13 protein-coding genes are annotated in these 21116 nt (G+C 60.3%); 8 read left to right on the top strand and 5 right to left on the bottom strand.

Going from position 1 to position 21116, the window contains the following annotated elements; genetic code table 11:
* Positions 1 to 22: 22 nt before the first annotated feature.
* Positions 23 to 1042, bottom strand: a complete 1020-nt coding sequence (locus ASU33_RS08395) for a zinc dependent phospholipase C family protein (protein WP_059070142.1) — start codon at positions 1040 to 1042, stop codon at positions 23 to 25.
* 577 nt (positions 1043 to 1619) lie between these two features.
* On the opposite strand from ASU33_RS08395, the gene ASU33_RS08400 reads away from it, so the two are divergent.
* Positions 1620 to 2804 carry a glycosyltransferase family 4 protein gene (locus ASU33_RS08400; protein ID WP_286130435.1) on the top strand — a complete coding sequence of 395 codons (1185 nt, stop codon included), beginning with the start codon at positions 1620 to 1622 and terminating at the stop codon, positions 2802 to 2804.
* 171 nt (positions 2805 to 2975) lie between these two features.
* Here the strand turns inward: ASU33_RS08400 and ASU33_RS08405 are convergent, their stop codons facing one another.
* The 3 genes from ASU33_RS08405 to ASU33_RS08415 all read right to left on the bottom strand — a co-directional run bounded on the left by ASU33_RS08405 (position 2976) and on the right by ASU33_RS08415 (position 7728).
* Positions 2976 to 4031, bottom strand: coding sequence for a LacI family DNA-binding transcriptional regulator (locus tag ASU33_RS08405; protein ID WP_286130436.1), 1056 nt, complete (start codon positions 4029 to 4031; stop codon positions 2976 to 2978).
* Between the two features lie 72 nt (positions 4032 to 4103).
* Positions 4104 to 5174: a glycoside hydrolase family 43 protein gene (locus tag ASU33_RS08410; RefSeq protein WP_216818550.1), complete on the bottom strand. Its 1071-nt coding sequence runs from the start codon at positions 5172 to 5174 to the stop codon at positions 4104 to 4106.
* Positions 5175 to 5229: 55 nt separating this feature from the next.
* Positions 5230 to 7728, bottom strand: coding sequence for a glutaminase family protein (locus ASU33_RS08415; RefSeq protein WP_059070764.1), 2499 nt, complete (start codon positions 7726 to 7728; stop codon positions 5230 to 5232).
* Between the two features lie 637 nt (positions 7729 to 8365).
* Between ASU33_RS08415 and ASU33_RS08420 the strand changes: the two genes are divergently transcribed.
* The 7 genes from ASU33_RS08420 (at position 8366) to ASU33_RS08450 (ending at position 19734) form a co-directional block, all read left to right on the top strand.
* Positions 8366 to 11479, top strand: coding sequence for a SusC/RagA family TonB-linked outer membrane protein (locus ASU33_RS08420; protein WP_059070145.1), 3114 nt, complete (start codon positions 8366 to 8368; stop codon positions 11477 to 11479).
* 42 nt (positions 11480 to 11521) lie between these two features.
* Positions 11522 to 13075, top strand: coding sequence for a RagB/SusD family nutrient uptake outer membrane protein (locus ASU33_RS08425; RefSeq protein ID WP_078062986.1), 1554 nt, complete (start codon positions 11522 to 11524; stop codon positions 13073 to 13075).
* 135 nt (positions 13076 to 13210) lie between these two features.
* Positions 13211 to 14287: a glycoside hydrolase family 43 protein gene (locus ASU33_RS08430; RefSeq protein ID WP_059070149.1), complete on the top strand. Its 1077-nt coding sequence runs from the start codon at positions 13211 to 13213 to the stop codon at positions 14285 to 14287.
* 48 nt (positions 14288 to 14335) lie between these two features.
* Positions 14336 to 15949 carry a family 43 glycosylhydrolase gene (locus ASU33_RS08435; RefSeq protein ID WP_286130437.1) on the top strand — a complete coding sequence of 538 codons (1614 nt, stop codon included), beginning with the start codon at positions 14336 to 14338 and terminating at the stop codon, positions 15947 to 15949.
* 86 nt (positions 15950 to 16035) lie between these two features.
* Positions 16036 to 17259, top strand: a complete 1224-nt coding sequence (locus tag ASU33_RS08440) for an aldose epimerase family protein (RefSeq protein WP_059070151.1) — start codon at positions 16036 to 16038, stop codon at positions 17257 to 17259.
* 78 nt (positions 17260 to 17337) lie between these two features.
* Positions 17338 to 19038: a sodium:solute symporter family transporter gene (locus ASU33_RS08445; protein WP_059070154.1), complete on the top strand. Its 1701-nt coding sequence runs from the start codon at positions 17338 to 17340 to the stop codon at positions 19036 to 19038.
* Between the two features lie 144 nt (positions 19039 to 19182).
* The gene (locus ASU33_RS08450; RefSeq protein ID WP_286130438.1) at positions 19183 to 19734 is read left to right on the top strand and encodes an NUDIX hydrolase; all 552 of its coding nucleotides are present in this window, start codon (positions 19183 to 19185) and stop codon (positions 19732 to 19734) included.
* Here the strand turns inward: ASU33_RS08450 and ASU33_RS08455 are convergent.
* A complete protein-coding gene (locus tag ASU33_RS08455; RefSeq protein WP_059070158.1) occupies positions 19731 to 21053 on the bottom strand; it encodes a flavin monoamine oxidase family protein in 1323 nt (440 codons plus the stop codon). The genes ASU33_RS08450 and ASU33_RS08455 overlap by 4 nt on opposite strands.
* Between the last annotated feature and the right edge of the window lie 63 nt (positions 21054 to 21116).

The following is a 21116-nucleotide window of genomic DNA, read 5'->3' on the forward strand; positions in this document are numbered from 1 at the left end:
TGAAAAGGGTGGCTGAAAAGCCTTAGTTGGCCGGAAATTCGGCGAAAGAAGAGAAATCGACGAGCTTGCCCTTCTGAATCAGTTTCAGCTCGGCCTGCAGGTTTTTCTGGTTGCTCTTGGTGGTGTATTCGGTATCGAGCTTGGTGAGGTCGGGCTTGCCGGCGTTTACCCAGGCCGTGTACCAGAAGTTGGCAGTGGTTTGCGCGGCGTTGCGCATCTGCCGCTCAATCATGTTGTTGAGCGCCTTGTGGTAAGCGGCCGAGTAAGCGGGGGTATGTACCCAGCTGTTGAACACGTTTTTCTTTACCTGGCCGTCGGCGTTCAGCACGTAAAGCGCCTCCTTGGGCGTTTCGCCGGCTAGCTTCTTCTCAATGGTCAGCATCGAGTCGATGGCAGCATGGCTCTGGGCGATGATGCGCCACGATTCGGCCACGGGGTCCTGAATCAGCTTGGGTTCGGCGAGCTTGAAGTTGTAGTTCTTGCCAAACTGCTCGGGCAGCTGCGACTCGTAGAAAGCGTGGATGCCGCGCTGGCCGGTGCGCTGGCCGTCGTGATTGGAGGAGGTGTGCAAGGGCTGGTGCGCATCGCCGATGTAGTGACCCAGGTCGGCCGCCAGAAACAGGATTTCGTCCTTGCGCTGGTTTTTCATGGCCTGCGTCAGCTTGCCCAGCATGTCCTGCATGTACCAGGGCAGGCGCCCATGTTTGTCGAGTGCTTCGGCGCCGTATTTCTGGTAAGCGTCGGCAGCGGCTTGGGGTATCTCCGCCACGGGGCCGTACTCCTCCAGGTCGATGTAGTGGCGCGGAAACTCGGCTTTGTCGTTGATGCTGTACTTGCGCGAATCGGGAATTACCGACTCCGTCACCACATAATCGATGTGGTTGTAGAAGAAGGTGCGCATGGCAGCGGGCAAGGCCAGCACGGCAGCGCGATTGATGCGTTGGTGGCCCCAGTTGCCCCAGGCAAACAGCAGCGACGGAGCAGCGAGCAGCAAAGCCGTAGCCAGCACCAGGCGGCGGTTACGGCGGCTAAAGTTGAACATACGTGGCGTAAGCGTAAGAAAAAGAAAAAGCAAAGTTCAGCCCTTGGAAGGCGCCCGCAAAATATCACCCAAATTTATGCACTGGTGTTTGTTCAACATGCTTGTATACAAACGATTAAGCGGGTGTGCGCGTGGCTGATTGTTGCCGAACGGTCAAATGAAACAGTTGAATTAATCCAAGAAACATCTGGCAAACCGTAAACGAGCGTTGGGTGCTTGGCCCGGGTATGTGCTAGCGCAACCTAAACGATTATAACGGCGCGGGCTGTAATCGTTGGCGACAAGCAACCATTAATCAGGCCTAGCAAAAGGCAGGCTGCAAAGGCTGGTGCTACTTGCCGGCAGGATACAATGCAAGGCGATTTGGTCTTCTGGTTTGGACTGCGATACGCTGAAGATCAGTGTGGTTACAATTGTGGTGATAAAAAATATTGCCGAGCAGCCTACTACAGCTAGGTGATTTTCGTACGCGGGGCGTGGCCAAGCTCTACCGTTGGCGTTTGGCAAACCCCCAATGGTCTTGCCGAACGCCAAGCCCAAGGCCACGCGCCGCCAAATTCCTCACCACTCTCCACCGATGCAGATTGTTTTTCCGGCTAAAATCCTGATGACTGCCGACGCTGTGGGCGGCATGTGGACGTATGCGCTAGAACTTGCCAACGCCCTAGGTGCTCACGGCACGCACGTGCACTTGGCAACAATGGGCACGCCCCTGAGCGATGCCCAAAGCCAAGAAGCTGCCGCCATCCCCAACTTAACGGTACACGAAAGCGCCTATAAGTTGGAGTGGATGGAGGAGCCGTGGGAAGACATAGCCCGCGCCGGCGAATGGCTGTTGCAACTGCGCGACGAAATTCAGCCCGACCTGATTCATCTAAACGGCACGGTGCACGGCAACTTGCCGTGGGGCAAGCCTGTGCTGGCAGTGGTGCACTCCTGTGCACTCTCGTGGTGGCAGGCGGTGCGCGGCGAGCAGGCGCCCAATAACTGGGCTACCTACCGCCGCATGGTGCAAGCGGGCCTGCAGGCAGCCGATGTGGTGGTGGCGCCGACCCACAGCATGCTCAGCCAAGCCGAAGCGTTTTATGGGCCGTTTCGGCAGCAGGCCGTAGTGCCTCACGGCCGTACGCAGGAAAATTTTCGGGTGCGCGTTAAGGAGCCGCTGATCTTCGGCATGGGCCGCTTGTGGGATGAAGCCGAAAACCTGGAAGTGCTGGCCCGGGTAGCTTCGTTGCCGTGGCCGGTTTACCTGGCCGGCGATGCGCAGCACCCTGTTACCGGCGAAACGATGCAGCTGGATAACGTGCACTTCCTGGGCTGCATAGCGCCCGCCGAAGCAGCTGACTGGCTGAGCCGCGCCTCGATTTTTGTGTTGCCGGCAAAGTACGAACCCTTTGGCCTGACGATTCTGGAGGCGGCAATGTCGGGCTGCGCGTTGGTGCTCGGCGATATACCAAGCCTGCGCGAAGTGTGGGGCGATGCGGCACAGTACGTAAAGCCCACCGAAGCCAAGGGCCTGGAGGCGGTTATTGAGTGCCTGATGATTGACGAGATGGCGCGCAACCGCTTGGCGCTCCGCGCCGCTGCTCGCTCACAGAACTACACCACAGCCCGGATGGTGGAAGCCTACGGCGCCCTCTATGAACAACTGCTTGCATCGGCTGCCGCGGTAATGGAGGCTCCGGGCCTAGGTGCTGAGGCCAGCAGCACAAGCCAGCAAACCGCTGCCAAGCTGCTTAGTAGCTCCCTTGCTTCGGCCTGAATTAGCTGACCTAGGCATGCCCTGAGTTACCGCTATTCACTTAATGCTTGTTTCAAACCGCACAAAAGCAGTAGCTTTTCTACCACTCCATCTTATTCGACTAAAGTCACGGCCACGCTGCGGCAGCTAGACAAAGCCGCACATTAACCCTAGGTGCCAAATGCAGCGGCATTAGCGCAACACCGGCTCGGGCGTGGCGGCTTCTTTGTGCAGCAACGACGAGGCCCTAATCAGTACATCGGGTGGCAGCACAATGCGGCGCGGTAGAAAGTCCTTGGGCTTCTCGTGCATGATTTCGAGCAGCAGCTTTACGGCGGCCTGGCCCATTTGCTCGCACCGCTGATCGACGGAGGTAAGCATGGGCTCGGTGAAGGAGGTGATGGGCTCGTTGCTGAAGCCGGCGAGCAGCATGTCGTCGGGAATGCGCAGGCCCCGTGCTTTCAACACGTGCATGGCACCTAGGGCGCCCATGTCGCTGGAGGAGAACACGGCATCGGGCGGATTGGGCAAGGCTAGCAGTTTTTCCATGGCTTCCAGGCCCTCGGCGTAGGTAAGGTTGCCGTAGTGAATCAACTGCTCATCCACCTCCAGGCCGTTGCTGATCAGGGCATCGTGGTAGCCGCGGAAGCGGTTGTTGTAGATGTTGAGGTGGCGCGGGCCTTCGAAGTGCGCAATGCGGCGGGCGCCCTGGTCGATGAGGTGCTGCACCAGCTGAAAGGCCCCAAGGTAGTCGTCAATCACCACGGAGCTGACGTTGACGTGCTCCAAGGTACGGTCGAACAACACCAAGGGAATTTCGCGCCGCCGGATTTTCTCAAAGTGGCGGAAGTCGCGGGTGGTGCGCGCCAACGATACCAGAATGCCCTCCACCTGGGCGCTCATCATGGCCTCGATGTTCTGCTTTTCGCTGTTCACATCTTCGTTTGATTGGCAGATCATCACGTTGAAACCGGCCTTGCGGGCCACCGTTTCGATGCCGTGCACTACGGCCGCAAAGAAGTTGCCCTCGATGTGCGGCACCATCACGCCAATGAGGTTGCTGCGGCCTTTGCGCAGGGCCGCGGCCAGGTGGTTGGGCTGGTAGTGAAGCTGCTCGGCCAGGGCGCGCACCTTCTTTTTCATGGCCTCGCTGATGCTATGATGCCCGCTGAGCGCCCGCGAAATCGTGGACGGGGAGACGTTCAGCTCCTGCGCCATATCTGCGATGGATGCCCGTTTCTGTGCCAAGGCAGTAAGGTTGTGTTGGTGTGGAGAAAGAGAATGATAGGCTGGAGCCTACGGCAAAGGCTAGGCAAACTGCTAAGGTATGGGCTGAGGCGTGTACGTAGGGCCTTGGCAACGCGGGCCCTGCGCCGTCCAGAGCAGTTTATCGATGCACATTTGCCGTTCCTTCATGCCCGCATCCCAGGCATGATACACGAGGTACTCGGTTTTGCCGTCGGGCCCCATAACGTGCGAGTGATGGCCGGGCCCGCGCACCTTGCCGGGCACGTACTGCAGTACGCGGGCCCCTTTTTCGGCCCCGGCATCGGAGTACGGCCCCAGAATGTTGTCGGCCACTAAATAGTCGACGCCGTAGTTGGTGGTGAGAAAGTTGGAGCCGCTGTAGAAGCAGTAATACCGGCCGGCACGGCGCCGCACAAACGGGCCCTCCAGCGTGTGCCACTGCGCAAAGGTGCGGTTCTCGTAGAGCGGCATGGTGCGGTTGGCCTCAAACAACGTCCAGGGGTGGCGGGCCCGCATTACGGTGCGCTCTTCGCCGGCCAGCTTGGTCATGTTTATCAGCCGATCAACGGCCAGGCCAGTGCCAGGGTAAAAGCCGTTGTCCGAATCGATGAAGTCGCGGGCGTAGAACAAGTACCATTTGCCGTCGGTGTCCTGGTAGGGGTGCGCATCAATGGTAAAGCGGCTTTGGGGCACCTCCAGGGTAGCCACATCTTCGTACGGGCCTTCGGGTTTCTTGCTGGTGGCTACGTGCAGCTGGTGGCCCACAGTGGCGCCAATTGCCCCACCGCCCCGCGAGTAGTAGAGGTAAAAAGTACCGTTTACGTACACTACCTCGGGCGCCCAATACTCCATGTTTTCCGCTCCCTTGGGTGGCACCAGCGCCCCGCCCACCTCCTTCCAATCGACGAGGTTTGTGGAGGTAAGCACCTTGAAGAAGCGGCCCGTGCGGGTGTCGCGGTTGGTGGTGCCAAAAGCGTAGTACTTGCCTAGGTGCCGCAGCACAAACGGATCGGGCATGGAGCCGGGGTACACCGGGTTGGTGTAGGTGCGCGGGGCGGCAAGCAGCTCGGGCATAAAGGGCAGGGCCGCCAAACCTAGGGCCGTGTGCTTCAGAAACTCTCGACGGGTGGGGAAGGGGAGCATGAGGAGTGGGGCTGATGAAATTCGGGGATGTTGAGGCGGCAGCGGCGCGCGGTGGCTACGGCCGCCTAGGTGCCCAGCGTTGTTCGAGCATCTTGATGAAGTAGCCACCCACTACCGAGCGCGCCCGAAAGCCTACGGCCTTGCCAGTAGTGGTTTCGTGCCAATCGCTGAGCGGAATGCGGTCGGGCGTTTCGTTGACGAAGCGGTAGAGCGGACCAATGAACTGCTGAAATTCCTGCGGCGAATCGGCCAGCGTAGCCGTCCACACAATCCAGTCGGATTTAGTGTAGGTGCGGCGGCTATCGAGCGGCAACCCGTAGGGCTGCTGCTTGCCTAGGTAGTAGCGCACCTCGGTGCGGGCCACTTCGGGCGGAAACACCTCGAGCCGCAGCAGCTTATCCCACACTAGGTTATACTTCTGGCTCCAGGTGTTGGCGTTGTCGAAAGTGAGGCGGTAGTGGTCGTTGCCGTCGCGGGCTTTTTCCATCCATTGCCGGGCCATGTCGCGGGCCAGTTTTTGATATGCGGCGGCCGTGGCTTGGTCGCCGAGCATGCCGGCCAGGCGACCGTAGCTGGCCAGTCCCAAAATGGCTTTCACCGAGAGGTTGGCGTTGTGCGCCAGGTGGCCGGCAAAGTCGTCGGTGCACAGCTGGTTGTCGGGGTTAAAGCCCTCTTTTTTGAGGTAGTCCGCCCACTGCGTAAGGGCGGGCCAGTGCTGCTTGGCGTAGCTGGCGTTGCCCTCGGCCGCGGCAATGGCAGCCGTGAGAATGAGCATGTTGCCACTTTCCTCCACGGGCATGTCTTCGCCGTAGGTTTGGCCGTTGGCAACGGGGTAGGTGCCTACGTCGTGCGCCGCAAATTCCTTCTTCCACCTGCCGCTTTCGGTGTAGTAGAAAATGGGGTCGAGCATGCCCTTGAGCAGCGTGGGGTTGTAGCGCAAAAAAAGCGGGGCCGAGGGGTACGTTACGTCGACGGTACCAATCGAGCCATTGCTGAAATTCTCCTTCGAAAAGAACAGCGGAGTACCGTTGGGCCCGGCCACCGTTTTGTGCGCGGCTATGGCTTGGCGGTAGGCCAAAGCGCACAGCTCGGCGTATGGCTCGCCGCCGGCCGCGCGGGCTTCCTGCGCCAACTCCGTATCAAAACGGTTGCAGGCCTGCATCAGGCGTTCGTAGTCCTGCTCGGCGGCTTGCAGTATTTGCTCGGCCGAGGCGCCGTTGCGCCGCCACCATGGCCGCAGCCGTTGCCCGAAATACTCTACCGAGTACAGGTCGTCGTAGCCAAGCAAGGCGTGCCGGCTTGTGGCGGTGGTAGTCAGCTTGCCTAGGTCCCAAACCAACGCCAGCTCCACGGGCTGCTGATTGGCAGGGCGCGGCATGCGTGCGTCGTCGGTTTTGGGCAGGGTGCCGCGCCGCTTAAAGCTGCTGCGGGTACTGGTGTTTTCGGCGATGCGGGCAGTAGCGGCGTTATCGGCAGCCAGGAACAAGTAGCCCCAATCAATGCGCACGTTGTCGCCTTTGGTACCCAGTACGTTTTGCTGTTGCGTGCCGGTGCGCAGCAGCGTAAGTGGGCCCGCAATGCTGCGCTGCCACGCCACGGCCTGGTCGGGGAAATTTACGGCCAACTGCGGCGAGGCCCCTAGGTACAGCTGCACCGCATGCGGGCGGCCATCGGTGGCCTTGGCTCGCATGGTGATGTAGGAAACCGGGCGGCTCAGCACCTCTAGGTCGTCGAGCAGCAGGGGAGAGGTAAAGGCAACCTCCAGTTGCACCGGGCCGCAGGCAAACTCATATAGCGTTTGGGTGGCGGTAGTGCGCACGCTGCGCTGTGTAGCAGTAGCAGCGGTGCTTGGGTCGGGCTCTTCGAGTAAGCCCACGTCGAGGGTGCCGGGGCCGCCGGTGTTTTTACAGTGCACGGCCAGCGTGTTGGCTCCTTTGCGCAAGGTGGCCGCGGCAGCGGGTGCCACCTCAAACTCCAGGTAATCGGGCGTAAAGCACGGCGCGCACGAAAACGCGGGCACGCCGTTGAGGTACACTTCCACGTCGTCGTCGTGGCGCATGTACAGCTTCAGCTTTTGGCGCGGCACTTCCTTCAGCGTAACGGTGCGCCGCAGCCATACATCGGAGCCTTGCCAATGAGTTTTGGCGTTGCGTTCATCCTTTTCGGTTGCCAGCAGGCCCGCGCCTTGCTCCCAAGCCTTGTCATCGAAGTTGGGCTGCATCCAGTTGTCGGCGGGCTTGTTGGTGGTGAAGCGGTAGGCTTGCGGCACGGTTTCCGAAGCAGCCGCAAGTACCTTTTGGGCATCTTCCGGTGAGCCCAGAAAGGTGAAAGTGCGGCCATCCACGCGGGCCATGCCCAGTAGGTTGTGGTTGCGCCCGGTCCAGTGCTTGGTAGGTTGCCCGTATAGCTGGTCGCCAAATGCCCACACGCTGGTGTAGGGGTCGATGGTGACCAGCGGATAAGCCGGTGCGCGCAGCCCTTGCCCCAAGGCAACGTTAGCCCAAACAAGAACCAGCAGCCACAAGCAACTATTGCGTAGCGTTTTAGCACTCATAGGCAGACCGGTGTAGGGTTGAGAAATAACCGCCAACAGCATGTTGTCGGGCTACGCAATCGTTAGCGCATGACTGCAGATGCCTTCAGGAGCCAGTGTGGGCCTTTTAGAAGGCTCCAGCAAGCAGTGTTAGCGCAAATAGTGTGCTGAATCAGTACTTTAAAAGTATGTTTTTTGCTTATTCGAAGTCAAGTCAGCGTAAAAATCTTGTTAGCGCGACTTAACTGGAGTAAGTGCTGGTCAGCTTAGGCAGGTATTTTCCTAAGTACGCGCAACAATTGCTTCGAATGATTCGCAAACGATTGTTTGGTGCGTTGCAACAACCCTACGATTGAGCTGCCCGTATTGTTCGGCTTGTAAGGTCCTCCGGTCATGATGCACGGTAGCAGAATTATTTCTGCCTATCGTAACACTTGACATTGATAAAATTACTTTTTATCCTTACTTATACTAACTTTCAGTAGGGTGTTGGTCGCTTTACTCACCCTGCCCAGCGCGTCCGCTTACCGCTTCGCTTAGCCCCTGTTGCCGCCCGCTTACCTGGGCTTTTTTTGTCCAAGTGCGCGCAAACGATTGCGCACCTCCGGAGCAAGCCCTTTATTCTCACTTGTGTTGCTCACCATTTCCCACTTCTGCTATGAACAAAACTGTACTAAGCAAGTATGGGCTAGCCTTCCCTACGTTGCTGGGCTTGCTGGCTGCGCCTCCTGCGCCTGTGCATGCTGCCAACCCCGAGGCAGCGCCTCGTGCCCTGCAGCCCGACATTACGGTGCGCGGACGCGTAGTTGACGAACAAGGCCAAGGTCTGCCGGGCGTAACCGTTTTGCAGCGCGGCAGCACCAACGGTACCTCTTCCGATTCGGAAGGGCGCTTTACCATTACAGTGCCCGACGATGCCACGCTGGTGTTTTCGTACGTAGGCTACACCACGCAGGAAGTTGCCGTAGGTGGCCGCGCTACCCTCGATGTGTCGTTGCGGCAGGATACCAAGGCCCTGCAGGAACTGGTAGTTGTAGGCTACCTCACCCAAAACCGCCAGGATGTAACCGGTTCGGTAGCTTCGGTTAGCGGCGACGATGTGCGCCGGGCGCCCGTAGCTACCTTGGCCGAGGGCATTCAGGGTCGCTTGCCGGGCGTGCAGGTTACTAACTCCGGCGCGCCGGGGCAGGCTCCCATTGTAAATATTCGCGGCATTGGTACCCTCACCAGCGGCAGCGGACCTTTGTATGTGGTTGATGGCTTGTGGGTAGAAAACATCCGCGACTTCAACCCGCAGGATGTGGAATCGGTGCAGGTGCTGAAAGACGCCGCTTCGCTGGCACCCTACGGTTCGCGCGGGGCCAACGGCGTTATCATCATCACCACGCGGCGGGGCAAAGAAGGCACACCGGCTATCAACGTAAACGCCTACGTGGGGGTGCAGAACATCACCCAGACTTACGACCTGATGAACGCCCAGCAGTGGGCGGCCGTCAACCGCCAAGCCTACGAAAACGCGGGCCGTGCACCGCAGCCCTTTGCTGCCAACCCGCCAGCCGGCGTTGATACCGACTGGCAGGATGCGCTAATCAAGCAAGGCACGGTGCAGGATTACAACGTTGGCTTTTCGGGCGGCGGGCCCAACTCCAACTTCCTGATTTCGGGCGGCTATTTTACGCAAACCGGCACCATCGTGGGGCCGCGTTTCGACCGCTACAGCGTGCGCCTGAACACAGGCTTCCGCCGCGGCAAACTGCGCGTGGGCGAAAACGCATTGCTTACTCGCTCCAACCAAGTAAGGGTAAACGGCGCGCCCTTCGTGGATGTGCTGCGCATGCTGCCCGTAATCCCCATCCAAGACCCGGCCAACCCCGGCGGCTTTGGCTTCGGCAACAACAACGCCAGCACCTTTGGCACCAACCCCATTGCGCTTCAACGGCTGCTGAACAACACCAGCGTAAACAATCGCCTGCAGGGCAACGTGTTCGGCGAGTTCGATATCCTCAGCTCCCTGCGCTACCGACTCAACCTAGGTGTCGATTACCTGGCTTACCACGACCGCGAAAAGCGGCAATTTGGCCAATGGCGCCAAAACGACCCGCTGAACCCCTCGTACTACGCCGAAAACCAGGGCAACGACTTCTTTACGCTGGTAGAGAACACGCTAACGTTTGATAAGAGCTTCGGCGACAACAACGTAACGGCCGTTGCGGGCTACACCGAGCAGCGCCAGCACAACGAGTTTACGCGCGGCCGCAACAACGGCTACGGCACCGGGCCTATTTATTACTGGTCGTTGAGCGCGGGCAGCACTACGCCCTCGGTTGAAGGCAACGAGTACACCTGGACGAAGCGCTCCTACCTAGGGCAGGTAACCTACGACTACAAGCAGCGCTACTTGCTTACGGGTGCGGTGCGCCGCGATGGTTCGTCGCGATTCGACCCCGACAACCGCTGGGGTACTTTCTGGGCCGCTTCGGCCGGCTGGCGCATTTCAGAAGAAGGCTTCTTCGATGCGGTAAGTGCCGTAAGCAACCTAAAGCTGCGGGCCAGCTACGGCTCCCTAGGTAACGAATCATTGAACGGGCCATTCGGGGGTTCCTACTTATGGCAGGGTGCCGTGAACCCCAATGTAAACTACCCCTTCGGCGGCGACAACATCCAGAACGGCAGCATCCAAACACAGCTCGTGAGCAATAACATTGCTTGGGAAGAGCGCCGCACAACCAATGTAGGCTTCGATGCCGGTTTCCTGGAAGACCGCATCACGTTTTCGGCCGACTACTACGTGTCGCAAACCCGCAATGCGCTGGTGCGGCCGGCTACGCCCATCATTTTAGGCAATGCCGGCGAGGAGCCGTACCGTCGCGTGGGCCGCATTGAAAACCGCGGCTTCGAGTTTCAGGCGGGTTACAACGAAAACCGCAACCCGTTTAAGTATGGCGTATCGGCCAACCTTACCACCATCAAAAACGAGGTGCAGCGCCTGAGCGACGACGGCAGCAGCAGCTTCTTCGTGGCGGGGCCCGAGGGCGGCGTTACGCGCACCGAGGTAGGCTACGAAGTGGGCTCGTTTTACTTGTTCCAGTTCGACGGCATCTTTCAGCAGGGCGACAACATTGCCAACAGCGCGCAACCCAACGCCCGACCGGGCGATGTGCGGTACCGCGACATCAACAACGATGGCCGCATCGACCAGCTCGACCGTACGCACGTGGGCCGCGTGTTCCCGAAAATCCAGTACGGCGTCAACCTGAACGCCAGCTACCTAGGGTTCGATGTGGCAGCCTTCTTCCAAGGGGTGGCCGGCAACGACATTCTGAACACCACGCGCTGGTGGCTCGACCGCACCGACGACAACGGTAACTACCGCGCCGACTTCAGCCCCTGGACGCCCAACAATCCTTCGAACACCACACCTAGGGCCCTCATCTCGGGTGGGGGCGGGCAGGCCGGCGAGGCTGCGGGTATCAACTCGCGCCTGGCTTCTACGCGCTGGCTCGAAAGCGGCTCGTACATGCGCCTGAAGAACATTCAGATTGGCTACACGCTGCCGAAAACACTTACCGAACGCTGGGGTGGCATTACCAACGTGCGCGTTTACCTGACGGGGCAAAACGTGTTCACGATTACCGATTACTCTGGCTACGACCCCGAAGTGGTGAACGTGAACACCGTAACGCGCTTTGCCGATCCGCTGCTGCGCGGCGTCGATGAAGGCTACTACCCCAACGTGCGCACGTTCACGGCGGGCTTGCAAGTGGGGCTCTAACGTCAGCGGTAAACGCCTATTCTCACTCCACGTCGACTTCCCATGAAAGCACATACCCTTAAACTTTGCGTGCTGGCGGGCGGCCTAATGCTCGGCGCCACGGCTTGCGACAAAGATTTGCTGGACCAGGTAAACCCCAACCAGCCCACCACCGAAACCTTCTGGCGCAACAGCGACGACGCCATTAAGGGCGCAAACGCGGCCTACAGCGGCTTGCAGCAGCTGGGCACGTACCGCCGCTGGCTCAACTTCGCGTTCGATTTGCGCTCCGACGATAGTTTCAGCTCCAGCCCCTGGGGCGAGCTGGCCGACTTCACGCGTTTCACGCAGCCCAACTACAACTTTGAGGTGTCGCGCGATATTTGGCGCGACCATTACCGGGCCATTTGGCGCACCAACCAGGTGCTGGCCAACGTGCCCAACATCGAGATGGACGCAGCCCTGAAAGCGCGCGTGCTTGGCGAGGCGCGTTTCCTGCGGGCCTTATACTACTTCAACCTGGTGTCGCTCTACGGCAATGTGCCACTGGCGCTGCAGCCCGCCGACCCCACCAACCTGCCGGCGCAGGCTACCGAGGCCCAGGTGTGGGCGCAGATTATCGAAGATTTGCAGGCTGCCAAAGGTGCGTTGCCGGTGTCGTACACGGGCAGCAACGATGTGGGCCGCGCCACCAAAGGCGCTGCCACCACGCTCCTGGGTAAGGTGTACATGCAAAACCGGCAGTGGGCGCAGGCGCAGGCACAGTTTCAGGAGGTAATCAGCTCCAACCAGTACCAGCTGGCCGCCAACTACACCGATAACTTCCGCCACACCACCGAAAACAACCGCGAATCTATTTTTGAGGTGCAGTTTTCGGATGCCAAACTGGGCGGCAACGACCAGGACGACGCTACCTCCTCGGAGGGCGGGCAACGCTCGCAATTTTGGGGCGTGCCGGGCGCAGGTTTTGTCGACGGCGAGCTGCGGCCGTGGGTGATAAACGAGTTTTTGCAGGAGGGCACCACTGCCGGACAGCGCGACCCGCGCCTCGCCGCAACCGCTTTTTACAACCGCCGCAACTTTACCACGGCGCTGCCCGTGGATGCCGACACGCTGGTGTACGGCCGGGGCTTTCTGACGCGCTTCAGGGGCAACGCCCGCGACCTGAGCCGCATTTACTGGCGCAAGTACCAAACCGATTACTACCGCACATTCGAGAACTTCGACTCGCCCATCAACCACCGCGTGATGCGCTACGCCGATGTGATGCTGTTGCAAGCCGAAGCCCTGAACGAGCAAGGTCAAACCCAAACCGCCGTGCCGCTCATCAACCAGGTGCGGCAGCGTGCTGGCCTGGCGCCGCTGGTAGCTGCTACTTTCAACCAGAATTCGTTGCGCATGCAGCTGATGCACGAGCGCGTAACGGAGCTTACCGGCGAAGGCTGGCGCTGGTTTGATTTGCGCCGCTGGGGCCTGATTGAAAACCAAGCTGGCCTCGACCAGCTCCGGCAGCGCGACCCCGACTTCGTAAACTTCCAGTTGAATAGGTCGCGGCTGCTGCCCATTCCGCAGAACGACATTGACTTGGCCCGCCTAACCCAGAACCCCGGTTGGTAAGCCCTAGGTTAGCCTCGGCACCCTGCACCCCCACAGCCGTTCCGGTGCCCGCCGGAACGGCTGTTTTTGCTGCCATTCCTTGTACCTTCCGGCCAGTGCCTGCCGCTGGTTCGTGCTCCACCCAAACCTAGGCTCATGACTGCAAACTCGTCGCGCTGGCTGTTTCTGCTGACGGCGCTGTGGCTGGCTTCGCCCGCGTGCAAAAAGGCCGACCCGGTAATTCCGCCGCCGCCTTCGCCCGTAAACGACGCCACCACCTACACCAACCCGCTGCTGCCCTCGGGCCCCGACCCGTGGGTGTACCAGAAGGATGGCGTGTATTACTACATGCACACCACCGGCAACAACCTGCAGCTCTGGAAAACGGCGAAGATGTCGGAGCTGGGTTCGGCCCCGAACAAGATTATCTGGTCGCCACCGGCGGGGGGCAGTGCCTCGCGCGACATTTGGGCGCCGGAAATCCATTACCTGGATGGCAAGTGGTACGTGTACTTCACGGCCGGGCCGGGCAACTGCTGCGGCGGCCAGCGCACCTGGGTGCTCGAGAACTCCGCCGCCGACCCCACCACCGGCACGTGGGTGGAGAAAGGCCGCATCTATAACCCCGCGCAGGATTACTGGGCCATTGATGGCACCGTGCTCGAGCAGGGCAGTAAACGGTACTTTATCTGGTCGGGGCAAAGCGGCGGTACCGGCGCCGACAAAGACGAGCAGCGCCTGTACATCTCCGAGATGAGCAACCCCTGGACGCTCATCGGACCTAGGGTGGAGCTTTCGCGCCCGCAGTACAACTGGGAAACCAGCGGCACGCCCGATGTAAACGAAGGCCCGCAGGTGCTGAAGCACAACGGCCGCACCTTTATCGTGTACTCGGCCAGCCACTGCAGCACCGACGATTACGCCCTAGGTCTGCTGAGCCTCTCGGGCACAGGCAACCCCATGGACCCCAACGCCTGGACGAAATCGGCCGCGCCGGTATTCACCAAAGACCCTAACAACAAGGCGTTTGGGCCCGGGCACAACAGCTTCTTCGTATCGCGCGACGGCACCGAAAGCTGGATTTTGTACCACGCCAACCCCAACCCCGGGCAAGGCTGCGGCGATGCGCGCACCCCCCGTATGCAGAAGTTTACCTGGAACGCCGATGGCACGCCCAACTTCGGGGCGCCCGCGCCCATCAACACTCCTTTACCCGAACCGGCCGGCGAGTAAGCCGCGCTGGGTGTAACTACACTGTCGAACCAAAACCTGTCAGCCCGCGTGTTCTCTACCTTCCACCCGCACACCCGCCAAGCTGCCCTGTGGTTGGGCCTAGGTTTAAGCCTGCTCGGCACTGCCTGCAAGCCCGGCGTAACTACCTCGCAAAAAGCCGCGGCCCCACCCGCCACGGCGGCCGCGCCCATCACCAACCCCATTTTGCCCGGCGACTACCCCGACCCCTCGGTGGATAAGCTCGGTGACAACTTTTGGGCTACTGCTACTACCTCCAACTGGGGGCCTATTTTTCCGCTGTTGAAATCGAAAAACCTGACGGAGTGGGAGCTGGTAGGCCACGTGTTTCCGGATAAAATGCCGGCCTGGGCCGACTACTACTTCTGGGCGCCCGAAATCAGCTTTGAGAAAGGCAAAACCTACATCTACTACACCGCCCACAAGCGCGGCGGCAACTTGTGCGTAGCCGTGGCCAGCGCCGACAAGCCCGAAGGCCCCTATACCGACCACGGCCCGTTGATAGGGCAGGAGGTAGGCTCGATCGACGGCTTTCCGATGCGCGACGAAAACAGCCGCCTGTACCTGATTTGGAAGGAAGACGGCAACAGCGTAGGCAAACCTACCCCCATTTGGGCGCAGCCCATGAATGAGGAGCGCACCGCCTTGGTGGGCGAGCGGGTGGAGCTTTTCCGGAACGACAAACCCTGGGAGGGCAACCTGGTAGAAGGCGTGGCCATGGTGCGCCACAACGATTACTACTACGCCTTTTATGCCGGCAACGGCTGCTGCGGGGGCGCCTGCACCTACGGCACCGGCGTAGCTCGCTCGCGCAAGCTCACCGGCCCCTGGGAGAAGTACGAGAAGAACCCCGTAATCCTGAGCAACGAAACCTGGAAGTGCCCCGGCCACGGTACCGTGGTGCAGCGCAACGGGCAGTGGTTTTTGCTGCACCATGCCTACAGTGCCCGCGGCCACGAGTACGTGGGTCGGCAGGGGGTGCTTACAGAGTTTCGCTGGAATGCCGAGGGTTGGCCCGAGTTTATCAACCAAAGCACGCCCGGTACGCCCGGCGTGCCCACTGCTCTCAGCCGCAAAACCGTTACCGAAGATTTTAAAGGCAAGGAGCTGCAGCCCTCGTGGCAGTGGCCCGTAGAGGAAAAACCCGCCTTTGCCCTGCGCGATGGTAAGCTGATGCTCACGGCGCGCCCCGATAAAAGCGGCGCCATGTTGGGCCACCAGATTTACACCCCTGATTTCACGGCCACCACTACGCTGCTCGAGCCGGGCACCTTGCCCACCGGTACCGCTGCCGGCATTGCCGCCCTAGGCGACCCCGACAACACAATTGCCCTAACTGCCGGCGACGGAAAGCTGCGCGTGTGGCAGCTCGAAAAAGGCAAGCGTAAAGTACTCGGCGAAACCGCCCTGCCCACTGCTAAAGCCCTGACGCTGCGCATGAATGCCCAAGACGGCAAGCAGTATAGCTTTCAGTACAGCACCGATGGCGGCAAAGCCTGGCAGAGTCTGCCCAGCCTGACTGCGCCCGTTAATGGTGGCTATCTGCCGCCTTGGGATCGGGGCGTGCGCGCCGGCGTGCTGGCCCTAGGCCCGGCCGCGGCCACTGCCACCTTCGATGACTTTGTGCTGGATAGCAAGCCCTAGGCAGCAGCCGAAAAACCACCGACTAGTCGCTTATTCCCGTTTTCTGCCTTTTTTACCGCCCCGTTATCCTGTAACAACGCTCCACCATGACCAAAACCTACCGCACTGGTGTGCTGGCCGGGAGTATGGCTGCTCTGCTGCTGGCTGGCTGCAACCAAAACGCCAGCAACACCGAGCAGAATGCTGCCGATGCAAACACCGCCAGCACCTCGGCCGATACTACCCAAACCACAACCAGTGCTATGCCTACGTCTGCCTCCTTCGGCAAAACCAAGGACGGCCAGGAGGTGCAGCTCTTCACGCTCACCAACGCCCACGGCCTCAAAGCAACCATCACCAACTACGGCGGCATCGTTACCAGCCTTACCACGCCCGATAAAAACGGCCAGCAAGGCGACATTGTGCTGGGCTTCGACAACCTGGCCGACTACCAGCGCGACGCGCCGTACGACTCGCCTTACTTCGGGGCGCTGATTGGCCGCTACGGCAACCGCATTGCTAAAGGCCGCTTTACGCTCGATGGCAAAACCTACCAGCTGGCTACCAACAACGGGCCCAACCACCTGCATGGCGGCGTGAAAGGTTTCGATAAGGTGGTGTGGCAGGCGCAGCCCGGCTCCTCGGCCGATGGGCAAAACCTAACCCTCACGTACCTGAGCAAGGACAGCGAAGAAGGCTACCCCGGCAACCTGAACGTGAAGGTGGTGTACACGCTCACCAACAACGACGCCCTGCGCATCGACTACACTGCCACCACCGATAAGGCCACGCCCGTAAACCTCACGCACCACAGCTACTTCAACCTCAACCACGGCAAGGCCCAAAATGCCCTAGGGCACGAGCTTACCCTCGACGCCGACCGCTACACCGTGGTAAACGACCAGCTGATACCTACCGGCGAGCTGCGCGCCGTGGCAGGCACACCCATGGATTTCCGGCAGGCGCATACCATCGGCGAGCGGATTGCCAAAGTGGGCGGTGCTGCGCCTGGCGGTTACGACCACAACTGGGTGCTAACCCAAGCCAATGCTGCCGGCCTGCGCCGCGCCGCCGCAGTGTACGAGCCCACCACCGGCCGCACCATGGAGGTGTTCACCGATCAGCCCGGCATTCAGTTTTACTCGGGCAACTTCCTCAACGGCAACCTCAAAGGCAAGGGCGGTGTGCAGTACCCGCAGCACTACGGCTTCTGTCTCGAAACGCAGCACTTCCCCGATTCGCCCAACCAGCCCAAATTCCCGAGCACCATTTTGCGCCCCGGCGAAACGCTGCACACCGTTACGGAGTACCGCTTTGGCGTGCGCAAGTAGGCCAACGACCGATACTCTGCTTCGGCCCAAAAAACGGCTGCCGCATCCCCCTGAACTCTCCACCTTCCAAGCCGCTTTATGCGCAACGATCTTGCTTTAATCGACCTGCTGGTCTTTCTCGTCTACATCGTGGGCGTATCGCTGTACGGGTACTACATCTACCAGCAAAAAAAGCGGGCCCAAACCGATTCGAAGGACTTCTTCTTGGCCGAAGGCTCGCTTACGTGGTGGGCCATTGGCGCCTCCATGATTGCCTCCAACATTTCGGCCGAGCAGTTCATTGGCATGTCGGGCGGAGGCTTTGTGCAGGGCATTGCCATTGCGGCCTACGAGTGGGTGGCGGCGCTAATCCTGATTTTCGTGGCGGTGTTCTTCATGCCCATTTACCTGCGCGAGAAGATTTACACCATGCCGCAGTTTTTGGAGCAGCGCTACAACGCTACGCTCAGCCTGATCATGAGCGTGTTCTGGCTGTTCCTGTATGTGCTCGTCAACCTCACAGCCATTTTGTACCTAGGGGCGCTGGCCATCAACAACATCGTGGGCGGCGAGAGCTTCCACCTGATACTGCTGGCCTTGGCGGTGTTTGCCCTGCTGCTTACCCTAGGTGGCATGAAGGTGGTAGGCTACACCGACGTGGTGCAGGTAACGGTGCTCATCATTGGCGGCTTGGCTACCACGTACATCGCCCTCACGCTGGTTAGCCAAAAGTTTGGCCTCGGCAACGATGTGCTGGCCGGCTTTAAGGCCATGATGAACGACGCCGACGACCACTTTCACATGATCTTCGAGAAGCCCGGCCCCAACGCCTCGCAGGCCGAAACCGCCCGTTACCTGGCCCTGCCTGGCCTGGCCATGTACGCCGGTGGGCAATGGGTTGCCAACCTCAACTATTGGGGTTGCAACCAGTACATTACGCAGCGCGCCCTAGGTGCCGACCTCAACACGGCGCGCACGGGCATTCTGTTTGCGGGCTTCCTGAAGCTCATCATGCCCATCATCGTAATGCTGCCGGGCATTGCAGCCTACGTGCTGCACAAAAACGGCGGCCTGCAGGCCGAAATGGCCTCCACGGGTTCCTTCAACCCCGACAATGCCTACTCGGCCATTCTTACCTTCTTGCCCAACGGCCTGAAGGGCATGGCGTTGGCCGCCCTCACGGCCGCCATCGTGGCCTCGTTGGCCGGCAAGGCCAACTCCATTTCCACCATCTTCACGCTCGATATCTATAAGCGTTACCTCAACAAAACCGCCGACGAAAAGCAGCTGGTGTGGGTGGGCCGCCTCACCATTCTGGCGGCCATGCTGCTGGCCATTTTCCTGACCTGGAAAGACGTGCTCGGCATCAGCGGCGAAGGCGGCTTTACCTTCATTCAAAAGTACACGGGCTTTATTTCGCCGGGCATCGTGGCCGTGTTTGTGCTGGGTATGTTCTGGAAGCGCACCAGCGCCTCGGCCGCCGTGGTAGGCATCCTGGCGGGCTTTCTGCTGTCGGTGCTGTTCAACAACTACGCGCCCACGCTATTTGGGCCCGAAACCGTGCTCTACACGGCCTTCCGCAACGCCCAAGGCTTTTACGAAATACCCTTCCTGGTCAGCATGGGCTGGTCGTTCTTCTTCACGGTGGCGCTCATGGTCGTTATTAGCCTCTTCGGACCTAAGGACAACCCCAAAGGCCTGAACCTGAACACGGCCATGTTCCGCGTAAGCCCGCAGAATACCTTCCTGATCGTGCTGATTTTGCTGATGGTATCGGCGCTGTACATCAAGTTCTGGTAGGCCCGGGTGTACCTCATTTGCCAGCAAGGCCCGGAGTATTCCGGGCCTTGCTTGTTTACAGCGGCTAGGCGTTGCGCCCGATGACCCAGTACCGGATTGCCTACCTTGCGCCCTCACCTCAGTATGTTGCTAGAACGTCTCAGAATGGAACGGTGGAAGATTTTGAAATCGGAGCTGGTGGTAAACCACCGCTGGTACAAGTTGCGGCGCGACCACGTGGAGCTGCCCACCGGCCAGGTGCTCGACGATTATTTTGTGAGCGTGCGGCCCAACGTGGTGCTGGTGTTTCCGCTGACTGCCGATAACCAGGTGGTGCTGGTGCGCCAGTACAAGCACGCCGCCGCCGATGTGTTTATCGAGCTGCCCGGTGGCGTGGTTGACGAAGGTGAGAACACTCCGCTCGAAGCCGCCAAGCGCGAACTGCTCGAGGAAACCGGCTACGCCTCCGACGATCTGGAGCAGCTGCTGGAAGTAACCGACAACCCCACCAAGGACACCAACCGCATTTACTTTTTTGTGGCCCGCAATGCCCGGCGCGTAGCCGAGCAGGAGCTCGACGATACCGAAAACATTGAGGTGCTAACGGTGCCCTTGGGCGACATTGAAAGCATGATTTTGAGCGGGCAAATCCGCGTGGCCGGCTCCATTGCGCTCTGCCTGCTGGCCCTGCGCAAGCTGCAGCCCGTGCGCACCTAGGCTGAATGGGGATTAATTGGGCAAGCGAGCAGCTTTTGGGCCGTTTGTTGCCCGCTGGCCAAAGCCGCCTCTACCGTGCCCATGGCGTGTCCCTCGTATAAGGCTTCGCCGGCGAAAAACAAGGTGTTGGCTACGGGTTGGGTTAGCACCGCCCGCGCCTCGGCTGCCCCTACGGTGGCATAGGCGTAGGCACCTAGGGCAAAGGCATCGGCGCCCCAGTTTACCACCTTGTGGGCCACCAGATGCTCGCGCACGGCGGCCGGGCTGCTACCAAGCAAGTACGCCACCGATTCGAGGGCTTGCTGCAGCACCTCCTCGGGCGCAGTGTGGCGCAGCCGCTCGGCAGCGGGGCCGGCAACCCAGCCCGTGAGCAAGGGGCGTTGCTCGGGCAGCTGCGACCACCACGTGGGCACCGGCGCATCCGAAAACAAGAAGCCCATATTGGGCAAAGGCCGTTGCAGCGCGGGACCAACGGTTTCCCAAAACGAGGTGTCAAACTCCAGCAGCACTTTGATGACGGGCCCAAACCCCAAAGCCTGAGCAGCGGCGCGTTGCGTTGGCAGCTCGGGCTGAAACCGCACGTAGCCGGGTTGCCCGTCCCGGGCTTGGAGCACACCTAAGGGCAGGGTAAGCATTATTTGCTTAGCCATGAATTGGGAGCCGTTGGTACAAAGCACCTGCGCTCGGCCGGGTTGCCACTGCACGGTTTGCACCACGTGCCCTAGGTGAATTTGGCCGCCCGCAACCCGGCAGGCCGCAGCCAGGTGCTCAATTAGCCGGCTGTAGCCCCCGGCAGGGCGGGGCGAGTCTTCGGCGCCGCCAGCGGCCCATTCTTCGCGCAGGGCAAACACGCTTACGCGCTCGGCATCGGCGGCGTCGTAGCCTTCGGCAAAGCGCGTTACCCAGGTGCGCAACCCGGCGTATTGCTCGCCGGCAAAGTACTGCGCCAAGTAGCTAGCCAGCGTCATGTCGTGCTCGAGGGTTTGCAAGTGTTCCAGCAGCGTGGGTAAGTCCTCAAACATGCCTTCCGACGCCTGCACCTGGCCGTTTTCAACTTCGTACATCTCACCAGCCGTGTCGTGGTAAGCAATGTTGGCTTCGGCCAGCAGGCTTTGGGTCAGCGGCACTTCGCCGTGCATAAACTCGGCGCCCGCCTCGGTAGGGGCGGTAAACCCTTCGCCGCTGAAGGTGTAGATGCGGCCACCCAGGCGTTGGCGAGCTTCCAGAACTACCACGCGCTTGCCGGCTTGGCTTAGCTCGCGGGCAGCCATTAGCCCGGCAGCGCCGGCACCAATAATTAATACTTCTGCTTCAGTCATGTCAGGCAACCCTACAGTTGGCGGCGCCGAAAAGTTTTCGGCTGCGTGTCGGCCCGTGGTTTG

This window comes from Solirubrum puertoriconensis, from assembly GCF_001483135.1.
GTDB lineage: Bacteria > Bacteroidota > Bacteroidia > Cytophagales > Hymenobacteraceae > Solirubrum > Solirubrum puertoriconensis.

Bases quoted from the DNA above. Each gene is read 5' to 3' on its own strand.
- ASU33_RS08445 (WP_059070154.1), top strand. From the start codon at position 17,338: ATGCGCAACGATCTTGCTTTAATCGACCTGCTGGTCTTTCTCGTCTAC.
- ASU33_RS08410 (WP_216818550.1), bottom strand. From the start codon at position 5,174: ATGCTCCCCTTCCCCACCCGTCGAGAGTTTCTGAAGCACACGGCCCTA.
- ASU33_RS08430 (WP_059070149.1), top strand. From the start codon at position 13,211: ATGACTGCAAACTCGTCGCGCTGGCTGTTTCTGCTGACGGCGCTGTGG.
- ASU33_RS08440 (WP_059070151.1), top strand. From the start codon at position 16,036: ATGACCAAAACCTACCGCACTGGTGTGCTGGCCGGGAGTATGGCTGCT.
- ASU33_RS08425 (WP_078062986.1), top strand. From the start codon at position 11,522: ATGAAAGCACATACCCTTAAACTTTGCGTGCTGGCGGGCGGCCTAATG.
- ASU33_RS08415 (WP_059070764.1), bottom strand. From the start codon at position 7,728: ATGAGTGCTAAAACGCTACGCAATAGTTGCTTGTGGCTGCTGGTTCTT.
- ASU33_RS08420 (WP_059070145.1), top strand. From the start codon at position 8,366: ATGAACAAAACTGTACTAAGCAAGTATGGGCTAGCCTTCCCTACGTTG.
- ASU33_RS08400 (WP_286130435.1), top strand. From the start codon at position 1,620: ATGCAGATTGTTTTTCCGGCTAAAATCCTGATGACTGCCGACGCTGTG.
- ASU33_RS08450 (WP_286130438.1), top strand. From the start codon at position 19,183: ATGGAACGGTGGAAGATTTTGAAATCGGAGCTGGTGGTAAACCACCGC.
- ASU33_RS08395 (WP_059070142.1), bottom strand. From the start codon at position 1,042: ATGTTCAACTTTAGCCGCCGTAACCGCCGCCTGGTGCTGGCTACGGCT.
- ASU33_RS08455 (WP_059070158.1), bottom strand. From the start codon at position 21,053: ATGACTGAAGCAGAAGTATTAATTATTGGTGCCGGCGCTGCCGGGCTA.